21 protein-coding genes are annotated in these 16,796 nt (G+C 38.7%); 5 read left to right on the top strand and 16 right to left on the bottom strand.

What is annotated here, in order from left to right:
- Positions 1-18 precede the first annotated feature (18 nt).
- From BTR25_RS14845 to pxpB, 5 genes are all read right to left on the bottom strand, one after another.
- Positions 19-1,176 (bottom strand): hypothetical protein, encoded by a 1,158-nt coding sequence (locus BTR25_RS14845; protein ID WP_075688822.1) that lies wholly within the window; start codon positions 1,174-1,176, stop codon positions 19-21.
- The gene (locus tag BTR25_RS14850; RefSeq protein WP_083652398.1) at positions 1,169-1,753 is read right to left on the bottom strand and encodes a sigma-70 family RNA polymerase sigma factor; all 585 of its coding nucleotides are present in this window, start codon (positions 1,751-1,753) and stop codon (positions 1,169-1,171) included. The genes BTR25_RS14845 and BTR25_RS14850 overlap by 8 nt, the downstream gene beginning before the upstream one ends.
- Before the next feature lie 76 nt (positions 1,754-1,829).
- Positions 1,830-2,774: a 5-oxoprolinase subunit C family protein gene (locus BTR25_RS14855; protein ID WP_075688823.1), complete on the bottom strand. Its 945-nt coding sequence runs from the start codon at positions 2,772-2,774 to the stop codon at positions 1,830-1,832.
- Positions 2,771-3,544 (bottom strand): LamB/YcsF family protein, encoded by a 774-nt coding sequence (locus tag BTR25_RS14860; protein WP_075688824.1) that lies wholly within the window; start codon positions 3,542-3,544, stop codon positions 2,771-2,773. The genes BTR25_RS14855 and BTR25_RS14860 overlap by 4 nt, the downstream gene beginning before the upstream one ends.
- Entirely contained in the window at positions 3,537-4,274 is a 738-nt protein-coding gene (gene pxpB, locus BTR25_RS14865) for a 5-oxoprolinase subunit PxpB (RefSeq protein ID WP_075688825.1), read from the bottom strand. The genes BTR25_RS14860 and pxpB overlap by 8 nt, the downstream gene beginning before the upstream one ends.
- A 104-nt stretch (positions 4,275-4,378) precedes the next feature.
- Here pxpB and BTR25_RS14870 point away from each other — a divergent pair, with 104 nt between their 5' ends.
- On the top strand, positions 4,379-4,942 hold the full coding sequence (locus BTR25_RS14870) for an NAD(P)/FAD-dependent oxidoreductase (protein WP_075688826.1): 564 nt from the start codon (positions 4,379-4,381) through the stop codon (positions 4,940-4,942).
- A 17-nt stretch (positions 4,943-4,959) separates the two neighbouring features.
- The gene (locus BTR25_RS14875) at positions 4,960-5,346 is read left to right on the top strand and encodes a VOC family protein (RefSeq protein ID WP_075688827.1); all 387 of its coding nucleotides are present in this window, start codon (positions 4,960-4,962) and stop codon (positions 5,344-5,346) included.
- Between the two features lie 61 nt (positions 5,347-5,407).
- On the opposite strand, the gene BTR25_RS14880 is transcribed toward BTR25_RS14875, so the two are convergent.
- From BTR25_RS14880 to BTR25_RS28480, 9 genes are all read right to left on the bottom strand, one after another.
- Positions 5,408-5,818, bottom strand: a complete 411-nt coding sequence (locus BTR25_RS14880) for a cytosolic protein (RefSeq protein ID WP_075688828.1) — start codon at positions 5,816-5,818, stop codon at positions 5,408-5,410.
- An 88-nt stretch (positions 5,819-5,906) separates the two neighbouring features.
- Positions 5,907-6,077, bottom strand: a complete 171-nt coding sequence (locus tag BTR25_RS27700; protein WP_175596797.1) for a hypothetical protein — start codon at positions 6,075-6,077, stop codon at positions 5,907-5,909.
- 21 nt (positions 6,078-6,098) lie between these two features.
- Complete coding sequence (locus tag BTR25_RS14885; protein ID WP_083652399.1) at positions 6,099-7,274, bottom strand: trans-sulfuration enzyme family protein; 1,176 nt, start codon at positions 7,272-7,274, stop codon at positions 6,099-6,101.
- Positions 7,275-7,410: 136 nt separating this feature from the next.
- Positions 7,411-7,557, bottom strand: coding sequence for a hypothetical protein (locus BTR25_RS27705; protein ID WP_175596798.1), 147 nt, complete (start codon positions 7,555-7,557; stop codon positions 7,411-7,413).
- Positions 7,554-8,789, bottom strand: coding sequence for a helix-turn-helix domain-containing protein (locus tag BTR25_RS14890; protein ID WP_075688829.1), 1,236 nt, complete (start codon positions 8,787-8,789; stop codon positions 7,554-7,556). Before BTR25_RS14890 ends, BTR25_RS27705 begins: the two co-directional genes overlap by 4 nt.
- Positions 8,790-8,916: 127 nt before the next feature.
- Complete coding sequence (locus BTR25_RS14895; protein WP_075688830.1) at positions 8,917-10,164, bottom strand: S8 family peptidase; 1,248 nt, start codon at positions 10,162-10,164, stop codon at positions 8,917-8,919.
- A 175-nt stretch (positions 10,165-10,339) separates the two neighbouring features.
- Positions 10,340-11,278 (bottom strand): magnesium transporter CorA family protein, encoded by a 939-nt coding sequence (locus BTR25_RS14900; RefSeq protein ID WP_075688831.1) that lies wholly within the window; start codon positions 11,276-11,278, stop codon positions 10,340-10,342.
- A gap of 209 nt (positions 11,279-11,487) precedes the next feature.
- Positions 11,488-12,381: a cation diffusion facilitator family transporter gene (locus BTR25_RS14905; protein WP_075688832.1), complete on the bottom strand. Its 894-nt coding sequence runs from the start codon at positions 12,379-12,381 to the stop codon at positions 11,488-11,490.
- Positions 12,382-12,407: 26 nt separating this feature from the next.
- On the bottom strand, positions 12,408-12,542 hold the full coding sequence (locus tag BTR25_RS28480) for a hypothetical protein (protein ID WP_303046839.1): 135 nt from the start codon (positions 12,540-12,542) through the stop codon (positions 12,408-12,410).
- 113 nt (positions 12,543-12,655) lie between these two features.
- On the opposite strand from BTR25_RS28480, the gene BTR25_RS14910 reads away from it, so the two are divergent.
- Entirely contained in the window at positions 12,656-12,865 is a 210-nt protein-coding gene (locus tag BTR25_RS14910; RefSeq protein WP_075688833.1) for a YozQ family protein, read from the top strand.
- A gap of 47 nt (positions 12,866-12,912) precedes the next feature.
- On the opposite strand, the gene BTR25_RS14915 is transcribed toward BTR25_RS14910, so the two are convergent.
- A complete protein-coding gene (locus tag BTR25_RS14915) occupies positions 12,913-13,668 on the bottom strand; it encodes a yteA family sporulation protein (protein ID WP_075688834.1) in 756 nt (251 codons plus the stop codon).
- Between the two features lie 227 nt (positions 13,669-13,895).
- On the opposite strand from BTR25_RS14915, the gene BTR25_RS27710 reads away from it, so the two are divergent.
- Together BTR25_RS27710 and BTR25_RS14920 are read left to right on the top strand one after the other, a co-directional pair.
- Complete coding sequence (locus BTR25_RS27710; protein ID WP_175596799.1) at positions 13,896-14,066, top strand: hypothetical protein; 171 nt, start codon at positions 13,896-13,898, stop codon at positions 14,064-14,066.
- Between the two features lie 191 nt (positions 14,067-14,257).
- Positions 14,258-15,616: an amino acid permease gene (locus BTR25_RS14920; RefSeq protein ID WP_075688835.1), complete on the top strand. Its 1,359-nt coding sequence runs from the start codon at positions 14,258-14,260 to the stop codon at positions 15,614-15,616.
- A 33-nt stretch (positions 15,617-15,649) separates the two neighbouring features.
- On the opposite strand, the gene BTR25_RS14925 is transcribed toward BTR25_RS14920, so the two are convergent.
- A complete protein-coding gene (locus BTR25_RS14925; RefSeq protein WP_075688836.1) occupies positions 15,650-16,276 on the bottom strand; it encodes a LysE family transporter in 627 nt (208 codons plus the stop codon).
- Between the last annotated feature and the right edge of the window lie 520 nt (positions 16,277-16,796).

The raw sequence follows: 16,796 nt of genomic DNA on the forward strand, positions 1-16,796 counted from the left end.
GAAATGATCGTAGTTCACTTATTGTATAATTTGCTCTACACGAACGCTTCCCTTTTGGTCACTAATTTTATAAGAAGAGTTTTTATCAATTTGGATAATAGTTTCTTTACCTGTTTCCATAAAAGATTGATACGCTTCAAGGAAACCAGGTAAATGATCATATTTAAAAGTATCAATAAACTCACCAAAATAATCATACCCAACAACAAATGCGCCTGGACCTGCAGCATATATGACTGTATAACCTTTAAGTACAAATAAATGATCTGTACCCTCAGCCCCATAGAAAACTGCCCCAGATTTTTGTGCAAAATCAACCGACTGATTGATTCCGGCATTATCAGGACGCTTTTCAATTTTTTCGTAAGTAAATCCATTTTCTCTGTAAATATCAGGTGCGTTGGAACTATCGATGAATCCCACTGTATCATCTTCATAATATGGAAGTAAGATATCTGCTAATGCTTCAATATCTGAATCAACAATATTGGTAATCAGCCGAATACGAATTGATTCACCTTCTCTCTTTTCACCATTGGTAAGGTTAAATTTTTTTGAATCAAAAGTAATCCAAAATGGCTTTTGTCTAGTTTCTTGTATTGGCCTTGGAAGGGAGGAGACATCATCGGGAAAAAACAAAACATTCCCTGGGTAGTAACCATATTCCTCCTTATCGAGACACACGATCGTACCGGTTAACTCTACGTCACCCTTAAACACTGTAATGAAACTTCTCTTTGTAAAATGTTTAGGACTTTGATTGATGTCGACTAATTCCCACTCGCCAACTTTATCTCCAATTGCGATTGTAGTTATATCATACTCATTAGGCGCTAGTGGTTCCGTTTGCTCTTCTATCGGAGTGCTAATTTCTTCATTCTCTTCAATAGGTTCCACTTGTGGTTCCTGTTTCTCAGTTTTGGGTTCGTCTTCAGCGTTTTTATTAGTATCTCTTAGGCTATCCTGTAGGACGAGAACCCCGATTATAATAGAGATTAAGATTCCTATTCCAACGAAGGAGAGAACTCTTGGGAAGAATGTGATTTTAGCTGTTTGTTTTTGTTTTTCAATATGATTAATTTTTTCAAATACTTTTTTCTCATCCTCTTCGGTAAATACTCGCTCTACTGAGATGAACTGTTCCATATCATTTTTAAACTTCTTGTTTTCATACATGAAATTCACTTCCTTCCCGCTCAGTAAAGGTTAAACGAAGCTTTTCTCTTCCTCGATGCAATCTAGTTTTGATTACCGACTCACTTAGTTGAAGTAATTCACTAATTTCCTTTACTGATAGTTCTTTATAGTAATAGAGGATAATAAGCTCTCGATACTTGATTGGTAAAGAAAAAATCCTCTGCATCATTTCTCTCGATGCATCCTCCATCAAAAGATGATGTTCTGGTATTTCAGTTGCTGAAGCTGCTTTTCCCAGCGGTAACTTTTCCAACAACTGCATATTTCGATAATGCCAGCTTTTTAAGTAATCTTTACAACGGTTAATGGCTATCGAATAGATCCAGCTTCTAATGTATGATTTTCTTTCAAACTTATCTAAATGAAGATACACGGAGACGAACACTTCTTGTGACAAATCATCGGCACTGGACCAACTTTTGGTATATGTATAAATGAGTCTTTTAATCTCTTCCCCATATTCCTTCATTAAAACCTTTACTGCCATTTTTTTATCCATTTCAAAAAGATAAGCTTCATCATCATTCTGGGAACTATGTTTCTCTTTATATTCCACTTTCCTCCCCCTCCCTATTTCACGAGTAAGACGATGCAATTTTCACTTTGGTTACATTTTACAGCAAACAAGACCCTTACTTTGTAGCAAGGGCCAAATGTTTGAATAATTTACTTCGTAATAAAAATTCTGATTGCGCTTTTTGTATGGGGATTTCTTCAAATTCAACACGAGTCCCTGGTCTCGCTTGTGCTAGACGTGGAATATCTACGGAAATGACAGTGGCGATTCTTGTATATCCCCCTGTTGTTTGGCGATCAGCCATTAATATGATGGGCTGCCCGCTTGCTGGTACTTGGATCCCGCCAAGAGGAACCGGATCTGAAATAATATCAGGACCCTTGAGATGCTCCAACTTTGGGCCCTTTAGCTGATAGCCCATTCGATTTGACTTTGGGGTGATCGTAAATTCCTCCGTTAGGAAGCTTTCTATACTACCCTGCTTAAACAGATGCTGATGAGGTCCTAGGATAACCCGTACTTTGATATGGTTCTCATACTTTGGTATTAGTGTAGGATGGAGCCTTTTTAAAGGCTTTTTTATACTAGGTCTACCTAACAATATGTCCCCTTTTTCCAATGCACGTCCTTCAAGTCCTCCAAAGGCAGCATTTAAACAAGTAGATTTACTGTGTAAAATAAATGGGACATCTAAGCCGCCTGCAATACTTATATAAGCTCTCGCACCATCCCTCGCAGAACCTAAGGTTAGAACCTGCCCCTTTTTCAACAAAAGGCATTTCCAGGTGGGAATGGCTTTTCCGTCCACTTCGGGTGAAAAATCTCCCCCGCAGATGCTAATGACTATATCGGCTAATGCCTCAAGCGAAGGGCCGATTAGGCTTACTTCCAGCACTGCTTCTCCTAAACTATTACCAGTTAGGAGGTTGGCCATCTGCATGGAATAGGTGTCCATAGCTCCTGAAGGGCTGATTCCATATTGCTGATAGCCGTATCTGCCCAAATCTTGCACGGTAGTTTGTAAGCCCGGTTTGATTGTCTTTAAAATGGGAATGTTCATTCTGCATCTCCCCAACTTTTTCTGATTTGAATACCCTCTTTCTTTAATGCTTGTTTTAACTCAGTAACAAAATTCAAAGCCTGCGGCTCATCTCCATGAATGCAAATGGTGTCTGCTTGGATGTTTAGATCTGTGCCATCCACAGCCGTTACCTTTCCTTCCTTAACCATTCGGACAACTCTGGTAATTGCTAGCTTACTATCATGAATCATTGCATTTTCTTCCTGCCTTGATGTCAAGGTTCCGTCAGACTGATAGGTTCGATCAGCGAAGATTTCTTGTGCTGTTCGTAAGCCTTTTTCCTTACCAGCTTTTATCAACTCGCTTCCAGCAAGACCAAAGATAACAAGCCTAGGATCGATATCACTGACAGCTTGAGCAATTGCATCTGCAATCACTCGGTCTTTAGAAGCCATGTTATAAAGTGCTCCATGTGGCTTAACATGGCTCAGTTTGGTCCCATTCACCTGACATATAGAAGATAGTGCACCGATTTGAAATACTGTTAGATTGTAAATCTCACGTGCTGACAGCTTCATTTCCCTTCTTCCAAAGCCTGCTATATCTGGAAATCCTGGATGTGCGCCAATGTTCACAGCTAGCTTTTTGGCCAGCCTTACCGTCTCAAACATGACGTTATGGTCACCCGCATGATATCCGCATGCAATATTAGCGGAAGAAATATATTTCATTACTTCTTGATCATTACCAACCTTAAAGCTGCCATAGCTCTCGCCTAAGTCACTATTAATATCAATACTTCTAGTCATTTCTTGCACCTCCTGCTTTAACCGTTTCAACTTGAAACTTTCCTTCTTCTACCAACCTTTTAATCGTTTGATACTCATCCAAAGTGATGGAGTAAAAGTGTATATAATTTCCTGCAGAAAATAAAAAAGGTTCACTTTTCTCAAAATCAAACAGTTTAACAGGTGTAATCCCAAGGATCCTCCAGCCGGAAGGAACTTCATTTGGATAAATTCCCGTCTGATTACCGCCAATCCCTACAGAGCCTGGCTCCACCCTTGGCCTAGGATGTTCCAGTCTTGGAACGGCCAAACCCGCTGGCAGTCCTCCTAGGTAAGGAAAACCTGGCATAAACCCAATCATGTGAATCAAATATTCTTTTTTTGTATGGAGTTCAATTACTTCCTGTTCACTAAGCTGATGATACTGTGCTACAAATGAGAGGTCCGGGCCTGTTTCACCGCCATAATATACCGGAATTCTGTATGTAATCGGCTCGATACGAACTGATCCGGCTAATGAGTCATAAATACGTTCAACTTCTTGGATTAAATTCGAATAACTAATGATTTCTGGACGATAATAGATGGCAACTGAGGTGTAAGTGGGAACCCATTCAACAATGCCTGGAATATTTTCTTGTTTAAGTGTGAACACAAACCTTTGGATTTTTTTGTGGACATTCTCACTAATTTCAATACCGAAGGAAATCCGAATGGCTACGTCTCCTAGTGGTTGAATCTCGATTCTCATAACAACCTCCTCCCTAGGGTTTATAAGCAGTTCCTTTTACATTTAGTTGGAACTGCGATAAGCTTTTTTTGTTTACTATTTTATCAAAGTTGGAGGGGAAATTGATGTTTGATGTTGTAATTATTGGTGCAGGACCAACTGGTGCTAGTGCGGCAATCTTCACTGCAAAAGCTGGAAAGAAAACTTTAGTACTTGATAATGACAAAACCGTAACAAAGCGTGCCTGGGTTGAAAATCATTATGGTGTTAATGCCATTGAAGGACCCGACCTTGTTGAGATAGGTAAAAAACAGGCCGGTAAATTTGGTGCCGAGATAATTCAAGCAACAGTTTCCGATATCCAAAAGGTTGAGGGCGGCTTTACAGTTGAATCCGATCAGGGTAAATTCGAAGCAAAACATGTAATTGTGGCGACTGGCTTCCTTACAGACCTTGCAGAAAAAATCGGACTTGCCACAAAGCCAGGCACTGAACCTAGAGTTAAAACTATTCTTGATGTAGATGCTGCTGGAAAAACTAGTATGGAAGGTATTTGGGCAGCTGGTACGATTGCTGGTGTAAGTGTACATACCATTATTACTGCGGGCGATGGAGCAAGAGTGGCAATTAATGTGATTAGCGAAATGAATGGGGAACGCTACGTTGACCATGATATTTTAAAATCTTAAGATTAGGGTGAATAGGAATGGCAGGAAAAAAGATTGACCATGTTGGTGTCATGGTTAGGGATATTGACAGCGCAATCAAATTTTATCAGGATGTTGTCGGTATGGAGCTCAAAAATAAATTTAAACATACTGATGAATCATTGACGCTAGCCTTCCTTGGTTTCAATGGTTCTGATGAAACGGAACTAGAACTGATTCAAGGCTATAATGACAATCTTCCAGAGGAAGGTAAAGTCCATCATTTCGCTGTAACAGTGGATGATGTTGAAGCAGAATTTGAACGAATCAAAGGCTTGGATGTTACATTAATTGATCAAGCTATCACCACCCTTCCTAATGGCTACCGCTATTTCTTTGTCCACGGACCAGAAGGAGAATGGGTAGAGTTTTTCCAAAGAAGTTAGAATGAATCCCCTTTAAAGGGGATTTTTTATCGAATATAAAAGGAGTAGATAACTACTCCTTTTAAACCTCAAGGTCCTTGCCTTCTTCCACAATATGAAACAGAAGATGTGCTAAATGATGAATGGGACCATATTCCTCCTCTTCTTCACTAACTTCCTCGTTAAATTCCATGTCATTTAGATAAAGAGCCATGAACTCATAAAAGTCCTTCATTTGAAAAGAGTAACAGGCTACGGGGTCTTCATCGACACCCTCTTCATTTGGATCCTCGTATTGAAGAACCATATGCGAGACATCCCCATCTTCACTTTCCGCATCAAAAAACACAAAGAAGCCGATATTTGTATCTAATTCAAATAGATGTCTTGTCCCGCCTTCAGTCGCCTTAGAAAAATCTTCTTGGTTTAGTTTTTGTATTTGCATTGAATCCACATTATCTTCCTGATGAAAGCCTACAACAAATGATTTCATTACTTTTCCTCCTTATTAACACATATAAATTATATTGCCCTTTACTTAAAAATCCAAACGAACTTTTCTAAGAAGCTGAGGGTATGCCTCATTCATCACCTTGAGAATCTTCTTGGTAATGCTCATTTAAAAACTGATTTTCAGTTGTTGCAGCAAAATTAACAGACAATAAGCTCATCTCTGGATCTAAACCATATAACCCTTTTTCTTTCTTACTAACTGACTTTCCACTCTGGAATTGTGGTTCTTTTTCTGTCATTTCCTTTTCACCTCTCAAGAATCAGTCTTCAAGTGCTTTTTCCAAATCTCTAACTAGAAGATCTGCATTTTCCAGACCAACTGCAAGACGGATTGTACCAGGATGTATATGTTGTTGTAGTAGTTGTTCCTCATTGTTTCCAATGTTAGGGGATAGGACTAGACTTTCGAAGGAACCCCATGAAACCCCTATTTTAAAGATTTCCATTTTGTTTATAACCTGTTTCACCTGGTCAAAGTGAGCATCCTTTAGTTCAAAGCTCATCAACCCGCTATATCCAGATAGTTGTTTTCTTCCTAGTTCAAAATCTGGGTGTGAAGCTAGTCCAGGGAAGTTTACCTTTTCTACTCTTGGATGCTGCTCTAAAAACTCAGCAACCTTTATGGCATTCTCCTGATGACCCATCATTCGAAACGGCAAGGTCCTTAATCCACGAAGCAAAAGGGAGGCTTCAGCAGGTGGGATGGATGCACCAATGAGCAGAAATTCTTTTTCAAAGATCTTCCTCATAATATTTTTCCTCGTAACTAATACACCAGCTAATACATCACTATGCCCCGCTAAGTATTTTGAAGCAGAGTGAACAACGATATCAATTCCCATTGTAATTGGCTTCTGAAACAAAGGAGTGGCCCATGTATTATCAATAATAGTTCGAATCCCCCGAGATTTCGCAAGCACTGAAATCCCCTCAAGATCTACTAATTTATAAGTCATGTCTGTAGGATTTTCAATAAATATGACGGTTGTATTTTCCTGAACCGCTTGAGATATATCCTCTATTTTTGTAGAGTAAATAACTGAATGACTAACATTAAACTTCTGGAAATACTTCAACAATTCCATGGTTGAGTAATATAGATTACTTACACAAAGAACATGATCACCACTTTTTACACTATTAATAATTGCCGCACTAATCGCTGCCATTCCGGACGAAAAACACTTACCCTCCTCTCCCCTTTCTAAAGCAGCCATTTTCTTCTCCACTACCCCAACGGTGGGGTTAGCGCCTCTAGAGTATACATAATGTGTTTGTTCATCCTTTACCGCTTCAGCTAACCGTTCGAATGTCTCATAAGTAAATAAAGTATTTTGAAAGATCGGAGGGACAACCGCTCCCTTAAATCGCTCCCTATCATCTTCAAACTGCATGCATATTTCTTTATCTCTTTCAAATGGATCCATCTGGTTCATGGCACAGCTCCTATACGAAAAACAAATTACTATATGTCTACAATACCCATTTCAATTCTTCATATTCGTTCTAAAAAAGCAAAACCGCAAAAAATCCTCCTAGACAATAACCCTGTCTAGGAGGATTTAGATTAGATTAGCCAACTGGCGGGTAAATAGGAAAATCGTTTGGAGTAGCACCATTCGCTAGATTATTAGCAGCCAAATCATGACTGCCGCCTTTTGCCGGTGTTAATAGAAGAAGTAATGAGAGTGAAAATAGTAGTATAATTGCCTTTTTCATATTTTTCCTCCTCCATTCATTTTTGTATAATATTTTACTGCCTCCGGATACTCGCTCTTTTCAGAGTAGTATTCTGCAAGCAATTTGTAATAACGTGCTAGGTCGTTTCTATTTTCATTTGAGGCCTCGAAATACGGAATGACCTTTGATTCTAGAAATTTGATTGACTTTTTCGGAGTATCTATATTAATCAAATAAAAATTGGCCAAAATGCCACACTTCTTTTCACCAAGCTCCTTTGACAGCGTTACCACCTGCTGAAAGCATTCTTTAGCTTTTGCGCGTGAATCTAATAAGTAGTGTATTTCAGCAATTGAATACAGTGTAACAAGATAATGGTGACTCTTTTTGGGCTGTAACGCTAAGCTCTTTTCGTAATAGCTTAGCGCCTCTTTACCATTGTTCATTCTATTTTGTAGGTAACCCATATTATGATAAATCTGTGCAAGCATCTTTTCTTCTTTTAATAATTCAGCGTTACGAATAAGATGCTGAAAACACACTAATGCTTCTTCATAAATGGTGGAATGAGTATAGTTGATTCCCAAAAGCATCAGCGTGTGGAGGATCCGGTAAAAATTATGCTGGTTCATAAAAATCTGCAGTGCTAATCTTCCATAGTGAATGGCATAACCGGATTGATCTAGTGAGCCTTTAACAAAGGCCCAGTGATAGAGAAATTCACCATTCGTAGATTCACTGTTATTTTCTAAGTATAGCACCTCAAAGATTTCATCAGCCATTTGAAACTGACCCTTTAATATTAAGGATACAGCATAAAAATAGCGAAATAAATAATTCTCATGTTGGGAAAAATTTTTCTTTTGCTTCGATAATAAATCTTTTTGTTTTTCCGCTTCCTGCCGCTGTCCGATAAATAACAGGGTTCGATACTTGTATAATTCATATAAATACATATGATTTGAATAAGGTATAATATGTTCTAACTCTTTTAATTCTTGGTAGGTTTCCTGGACATCTTCTCTTAAATAGAAGTTAATACTAGATTCTATTTTCTTAAGAAGGTTTCTGATTTGCTCTTCTTTTTCTTCTATATCGTTATAGTCAATTGCTAGACGTTTAAGTAAGAGTGAAATCGTTTCTTCGTTTGCATCCTTTGAATTGTTTTCAATTTTACTTAAGTGTGGGACGGAGCAAATTCCAGCGGCCAGTTCTTTTTGCGTCATCCCTCTTTGGGTTCTGTAGTATTTAATTAAAGAACCGAATTCCATATAACCACCCAAATGCTTTCTTTTTTCCTCATTTTATCCTAACTTGTCCACGTCTTCCACTCATTTTTTCAGACTATTTAAAAAATAAAAAAGCCATCTGGGTTGCCAGACGACTTTAAAAAAGTTATTATTTTACTCTTGGGAAGCCGAAGCCTGATGCATAGTCGTCGCCAATGGACGCTCCTATGCCTCCTTTTATGTCAACGGATTTTGCTCGGTTTTGAAGTTCGACACGAAGCTGTACGTTAGTAAGGCCTGAATTTTCTGCCCAGATTTTTGCTGCTAGTCCTGAAACATGTGGTGTAGCCATTGAGGTCCCGCTTATAGTATTATAGGAGCCATCATACCAAGTAGATTCAATCGCTCTGCCAGGTGCTGAAACCTCTACATCACGTTCACCAATAAGATAGTCACCATCTGTGGTTGGATTGCCGCGGGACGAAAAGTCAGCAACACGGTACGTACCATTCTCTTGAACATTCTCCAATGCAGCGACGGCTACAGCATTCACCAGTGCACCTGGATAACCGATGGTGTTACTACTCGGACCAGAATTTCCTGCAGCCGCAATAACTAGGACACCTTTACTATATGCATAATCTACTGCACTGGAAATCAATGAATCTTTCGAACTAGAACCTAGAGACATGGAAATGACCACCTTAGCGTTCCCAGCAGTATCTGCTGCCTCTCTAATGGCAGCCGCAATATCGTCCGAGTAGCCTGAACCACGGTCATTTAATACTTTATAAGCCCAAAGGTCCGCTTCTGGTGCCACACCATAGATCCCTTTCCCATTGCCGCCATTTGCGAGAACGGTACCTGCTACATGTGTCCCATGTCCATTTTTATCAGCACAGCTGCCATTAACCAACGGCGATTTTCTTTGCGTAAAATCCTTACATTGCTCAAGATTGCCGGCTAAATCAGTATGGGTAGTATGAACACCTGTATCTAGAACAGCTACTTTAATCCCATTTCCACCAGATGTACTCTGAATGGAACTGTCATTATAGATAGCTTCAATTCCCCATGGTGTACGGTTAGTTGGCGCTGCAGCTGCAGAAGAACCAGGCTTAGCGGCAACGGTAGGATTAAGCTGCAATTCTGGAACTAAGTCAATTTTCAGGTTTTTGTTTTTTAGTAGTGCTTGGTACTGATTACTCGTTACAGTGGCCGTAAAACCTTGAGTTCCAAAATCCCAACGGACTCCAACAGATTGCTTCGCCTTTGCTTGATCTGCTGCTGGACCTTGGATGACTACCCGATAAGAATCTTTTCCATTAACCTGCTGTCCAAATGCCCCGGATGCAAACATCGATACCCCCATTACCAAGCTTAAAACTGTTGCTCCCAACACTTTCCCCTTTTTCATTCGCAAGCTCCTCCCGAATTCATTACAGCTTGTATCACTGTTCCTTTATTTTATTTTGAAAATTCAGAATAAAACAACTACAAATAATCCTAAAAAAGTTGGGAAATTTTTAAAAAAACCCGCCCTTTTAAACACAAAAAAATCCGTCTCCCAACGAGAGAGCAGATTTTTTCGATTAAAAATATTTCTTTTTCCAGAATATTAAAGCTGTTAACGTCGATAACATACCAGCGATACCTATAGATATCCAAAAGGCGTTGGGATCGTTCTGGATCGGTAAATCAACATTCATCCCATAAAAGCTAAAAACAATCGTAGGGAAAGAAAGTATAATCGTAAATGATGTTAAGAACTTCATGACAATATTAACATTGTTAGAAATAATCGATGCAAAAGCATCCATCATACCACTTAGAATGCTGCTATAAGTCTCTGCCATCTCAATTGCTTGGATTTTATCGATCATAACGTCTTCGAGTAAGTCCTTATCGTCCTCGTACATCTTTATATAACTAAACCTCAGAATCTTGTCCAATACAACTTTATTAGATTTTAATGATGTCGTGAAATAAACTAAACTTTTTTCTAATGAAAGCAACGCATATAGTTCTTTATTTTTCATTGACTGGTGTAGTTCCCGTTCAATGTCGTTCGTTTTTCTATTAATTTGTTTTAAATATCTTAGATAATAAGAAGTAATAATCGCGAGAATCTGTAAAGCAAAGCGATTCTTTTTAAACGTGTAAAAATCTCTTAATTTATTATTCTTAAAAACTTCCAAAATCGGAGTATCCTTTAACGAAACCGTTATAATACAATCATCTGTTAAGACAATTCCAATTGGAATTGTCTCATAGGTGGGAAAACCAGATTCATCATGGGTAATATAAGGGTAGTCGACAATGATATAAACCTGACCCTCTTCTCGTTCAATCCTCGGACGCTCTTCGTCATCAAGTGCGTCCTTAATAAAGTCAACATATATTTTCGTTTCCTCAGCAACAAAGTTAATCTCTTGCTCGGTCGGAGCACTCATATTAATCCAGCAGCCCTTTGAGATTGTCTCAACCTTCTCTAGAACTTTTGTTTCCGTACTTTTATAAATTTCTAACATGATAAAACCTCCTCACCTTATTTTTGAGGAAGCCACTCTGCCTTCTTAAGAGTTGATATTCTTGAAGTATTCAATTCAAAAAAACAAGAGACTTCCCCGCGACTACTTGGGTCCGGGTCTATGCTATAACTCAACAATACCAACTCCTTTCTATCTTTTTATATCCTTTCTTATCATAAACCCTAAATGTACAAAAGTACAATTGAATATCAATCTGGAAAATATGGGTTTAAGTGAATTAATACCTCATCAATATTATCGTATTTTTCCATGAGCTTTCCCTTGATCATTTTGGCAAGGTCATGTCCTTCTTTAATCGTTTTATAATGATCAATTGAAATCCGCAGATCAACTAGCACATAATGACCATGCTCTCTTGCCCGAATTCGGTCAATTCTCCTTACCTCGGAAAATGTAGAGACAACTGAAATATAATCCTGTAATATTTCGGAATCAATATTCCGCTCTAATAAGATATCAAAGGCTTCTGTTAGCATTTCTTTTGCTATTTTAAAAATCAGATAGGCAACAAATATACTAGCCGCTTTGTCTCCGTAGTGTAAGAAGTAGATATCAAATCGTTCTCCAATTACAGAAGCTAGAACACCAATAGCAGCGGCAATCGATGCGACAATATCCGCCTTATGGTCAAAAGCTATTGCCTCTATTGCCTTGCTATTCTGCTGTTTAGCCACCTTTAAGGAAGACCGATATAATATAATTTTTGTTACATAAGAAATAAGCGCTATCCACATAGCAAGTAAACTCGGTGTTTCCACTTCGTGAAAGAATCCAATTATTCCCTCATATACAACATATACAGCTACCAGGAAAAGTACAATCCCGACAATACCCGAAACAATTACTTCTGCCTTTCCATGTCCATAGGGGTGCTCTTCATCGGCAGGCTTATTGGCAAGTTTAATCACCAATAAGACAATAACAGAAGCAAAGACATCTGCTGCAGAGTGAATCCCATCAGCAAAAACAGCATCACTATTTCCATACCAGCCAATATAAAGCTTCCCCAATGTAAGAATAATATTACTAATTACACTAATCCATGCAATTTTTTTTGCTAAAGACTCCCTTTTTCCCATCATATACCGCCTTTAAACATACATTCTTATTACTTTAGCTCGTCCTTGGTTTCGCTGATCATTTCCATTTCCTCCTCGACTGAAATGCGATTGATTGCATCATGCAGAAAATGAAAGGCCTCATCTAATTCTTCTTGTGTTGGAAACTGTTCCTTCTTATTCATATGCTCAACTCCTAGAATGATTATTTTTACCAAAAATCTCTTTTACATGACTAATACTTGATCAAAAAGAAGAAAATACGTTTGTACCAATTTTATCGGAAGGAGTGTGTAGAATGGAGAAAAAGAATTCTACAAATAGTACCGAAATAGCAGGACGTATCTACCATACAAGTGATTATCAAAAAAGTGATGAACTTTCCTCCGGCTTAGCAACCACACATGAGCAGGTAAGTGATTCCTATATGGAAGGCGAAGTCGGCGGTGTTATGGAAGATGTTGCCGGAAAGAATATTCGACTATCTCGGGAAGGCAGCGAGCAATAGTAAAATTAGAGAAAACAGCTCTCGTTTTAGAAAGCTGTTTTCTTTTTTTATTTATCTGTATCGTCAACATACGGATCATGCTCAAATGCGGGTAAATCACCAAAGCTCGTCATTATACCTTCTTCATCCAGGGCATCTTCGTACCTTTCATGCTGTGGGTTTGGATAGACCTGAATATTACCATACATATCAACCCCAACAAAGTTTTCAAAATCTTCAACATAGCCAAGGTTTTCATCGGGCTCAATATTTACGTCATTATAATGCCCTGCCGGAAAGGTCTGATCTGAAGGTGTATCAGAAGTACCCCATTGGGCAACTGTCTGCCATGAATCCTCAGCATCAAATGCAACATTCTCATCTTGCTCATCCATATCAAATTTACCAAATGGCGGCATTAAGACGCCCTCTTCCACTGGTCTTTCATGGGAGACAATCTGATCTGGGCTGTGCTCCTTACAGTAGGTGGTATTAGGAAGTGCTTCTAAACGTTCGTATGGAATTTCTTTTCCGCATACCTCACATTTTCCGTAAGTCCCATTTTCCATTGCCTCTAGGGCTTTATCAATATTTCTTAATTGCAGATCTGTATGTTCATTTAAAGCAATATCCTTTTCCCTTTCGTATAACTCTGTACCTTCATCAGCCGGATGGTTATCATAGCTGGATAATTCACCAACAGATTCATGATAATGACCTCGGTCTAAGCCAAAATGGTCATTTTGCTTTAGCTGATCCTCAATCTCCCCTTTTTCTTTTAATAGCTGCAAGCGGAAGCCTGCAAGCTGCTCAGTCGTTAGCATATTAAAACCCCTTTCAAGGCTTTGTTTAATGATCTCTATAATCGCCTAAGATAATATTTAACTTTTATGATTGTGCCTTTATATTTTCAATGTTTTCACGATCGAATATGTACCAAATTTTAAATTCCATCAAAAACCTAAATGATTCTTTTTTGAATTAAAGTATAAGAATTTATTGACCGTGTATCTTAACAGGTATAAGGGCGATAGCAGAAAAGAGGGATGAAATGGTTAATGAAAACTTTGATAAATTTAATAAAGTCCAACATGACCACCAAGGGGAATACCTGGGCTCCGACAGGAAACAACCAGCAGGTTTAAATGATGAGGAATATAATAACCAGGATAATACTGATAAGTCCGTAGGTGCAACAGGGCGAAACAGAAACCTTAAATGATATATAGAAACTCAACGATTGGCAAGCCGTTAGGCGATGACAAAGGCGTAGTTGCACTTATGCGTGATAGAACAGTATAAAAATTGGTGAAATTTCTATACTTTCCTATTAGCTTAATGGAAAAAGGTTGGGGAACGATCCTCAACCTTTTTAAACGAGCCATATCATTACAGACTAAGGAGAAAAATTTCATGAGTAAATCGAGCAGTGAAAAAAACGACATGAAATGGTGGCAGCTTTCATTATTTGGTGTTGGCTGTACAATTGGGACAGGTTTCTTCCTCGGTTCTAGCATTGGGATTAGAATGACAGGTGCTTCAATTTTATTAGCTTTTTTAGTTGCTGCCCTCGGTACTTATTTAGTTTTTGATGCACTGGCAAAAATGACTGTACAGGACCCTGAGAAGGGAGGCTTCCGTACCTATGCAAAAAATGCATTCGGCAGGTGGGCAGGATTTACGAGCGGATGGGTTTATTGGTCTTCTGAGGTTTTAATCATGGGAAGCCAAATGACCGCATTATCCATTTTTTCTCGGTTTTGGTTTCCGAATGTACCGCTCTGGATTTTTGCAGCAGGCTATGCCATTCTAGGGCTAATCATCATCATTATTGGAGTAAATATCCTAAATAAAGTGGAAAACATATTGGCTGTCTTGAAAATTGCCGCTATTTTAATGTTTATTATCATAGCCTCTTTAGCTATTTTTGGGGTAATCGACGGTGACAAGCCAATTCAATATCCTAATAGTACAAAGGACTTTTTCCCACATGGCTTTCTAGGCTGGTGGTCAGCCGTTATTTTCGCTTTCTATGCGTTCGGGGGGATTGAGATTTTAGGATTAATGGCCAGCAGACTAAATGACCCGTCAGAAGCTCCTAAAGCGGGTAAGGTAATGTTATTTACCCTTACTATAATTTACATTGTCTCAATAGGACTTGCTGTTATTATGGTAGCTTGGAATGAATTTAACCCTAGCAAAAGCACCTTTGTCATTGCTTTAGATCACTATAACTTGGCCTTTATCCCACATATTTTTAATGGTGCATTAATTACGGCTGGTTTTTCAACCATGACGGCCTCTTTATTCGGTGTAACAAGTATTTTAGTCACTCTATCAGAAGAAGGGGATGCTCCCGCATTTTTTTCAAAGAAAGGAAAGCTTTCCGTACCATGGCCGACCATTCTTATTACCGTGTTAGGGATTGCAGCCTCAGTCATTTCAGCACTATTAATGCCTGGAAAGGTATATGAATATGTAACCACTGCAGCTGGGTTAATGCTATTGTATAACTGGATTTTCATTTTGGCATCTTCCTGGAAGGTACTCGATATAACAGCTAAGGACAAAATAAAATATTCAATCGGTATTCTTTTGATCCTCATTGCTGTCACGGGAACTTTATTTCATGATACGAGTCGGCCAGGCTTCTTTATTAGTTTTGCCTTCGTCGGAGTAATTGGACTGATTGCAATAATCATGCAAATCAAATGGAATAAGGAGAAAAAGAAGAAAAAGAAAAAAGTAATAAATCCATGGCCCACAGCATAAGCAAAAATGCTAGCGACTATCCGCTAGCATTTTTTATCCAAATAGTACAGTGACTGCCTGAATTCCAAAGTAAACTCCAAAACCAATCAATGACACCCCCGAAAAAATCGAAATTCCAACTAGAAACTTCGATGTCAAAAACCTACGAAAATTACTAGCAATTCCCGCCATGGTGATATCCCATATCAATAAACCAATAAAGATTGCACTGCTATATAAAATCAATTGAGCAGTCTCGTATGTAGCAGCGGTTTTCGCCAGAACCGATCCATATATCCCTAACCAAAACAAAATGGTTAGCGGGTTGGAGATTGACATGAAGAACCCCGACATAAAGGATTTAAGCAATGGTTCCTTTTTTCTACTGTCACCAATCTTCAATTTATTAGCTGTCAGCAAGGTTTCTATCCCTGTATAGATGAGAACAAAACAACCGAATGACCAGAGGAACGTCTTCATAAATGAGGATTCTAGAAAATGGACAACACCTAAATAAACTAGAAGCATGTAGATTCCATCTGCAACTACCGCCCCTACCCCAATCAGCCAGGAATGCATAAACCCGTGTTTGATTCCTTTATCAATCTGCGCTGCGTTGATCGGGCCAATGGGAGCAGCAAGTGACAGCCCTAACAGAATATAGCCTAAAAATACATTCATGAAAATCTCTCCCTAAATAAGAATAAGCCTGTCTTTCATGTTTATTCAGGGAGATAGGGTTGTACCACTTCTTTTTAGAAAAACTTGGCATTCGCCAAGTCCTCAAGGCCAGTGCTTTAGTCTTTCCTATTAGCTCATAAAAAAGAACTTTTCTATACAGAAAAGCTCCGAATGCCGAGAAAGGTATTTGTCTAGGCATTTTTTTGTCTTTTAAGTATTTACCTGATTTATACATTAATTAAAGACTCTTCTAACAGGTCTGTTGATTTCCACTCCGGGCACTCGCTTTCCGCGGGGAGGTCCTGGAGCCTCCTCGGCGCTATCGCGGAGGGCACTGAAGAACTTCCGTTTTTTATATTTTATAAATAAGGAAAAGGCATTATGGATGAAAAAAGACAAAAAAAAGCAACTTCCTACCGAAATTCGAAGGGAAGTTGCTTATACCTCTGCCTATTTCCTATTCTTTTTCATTAAGAAGTTTTATTATCCGTTTGAGATTGACAGCGAATATGGTTGTGGC

Origin of the sequence: Bacillus sp. MRMR6, from assembly GCF_001940785.1 — a bacterium.
Lineage (GTDB): Bacteria > Bacillota > Bacilli > Bacillales > Cytobacillaceae > Neobacillus.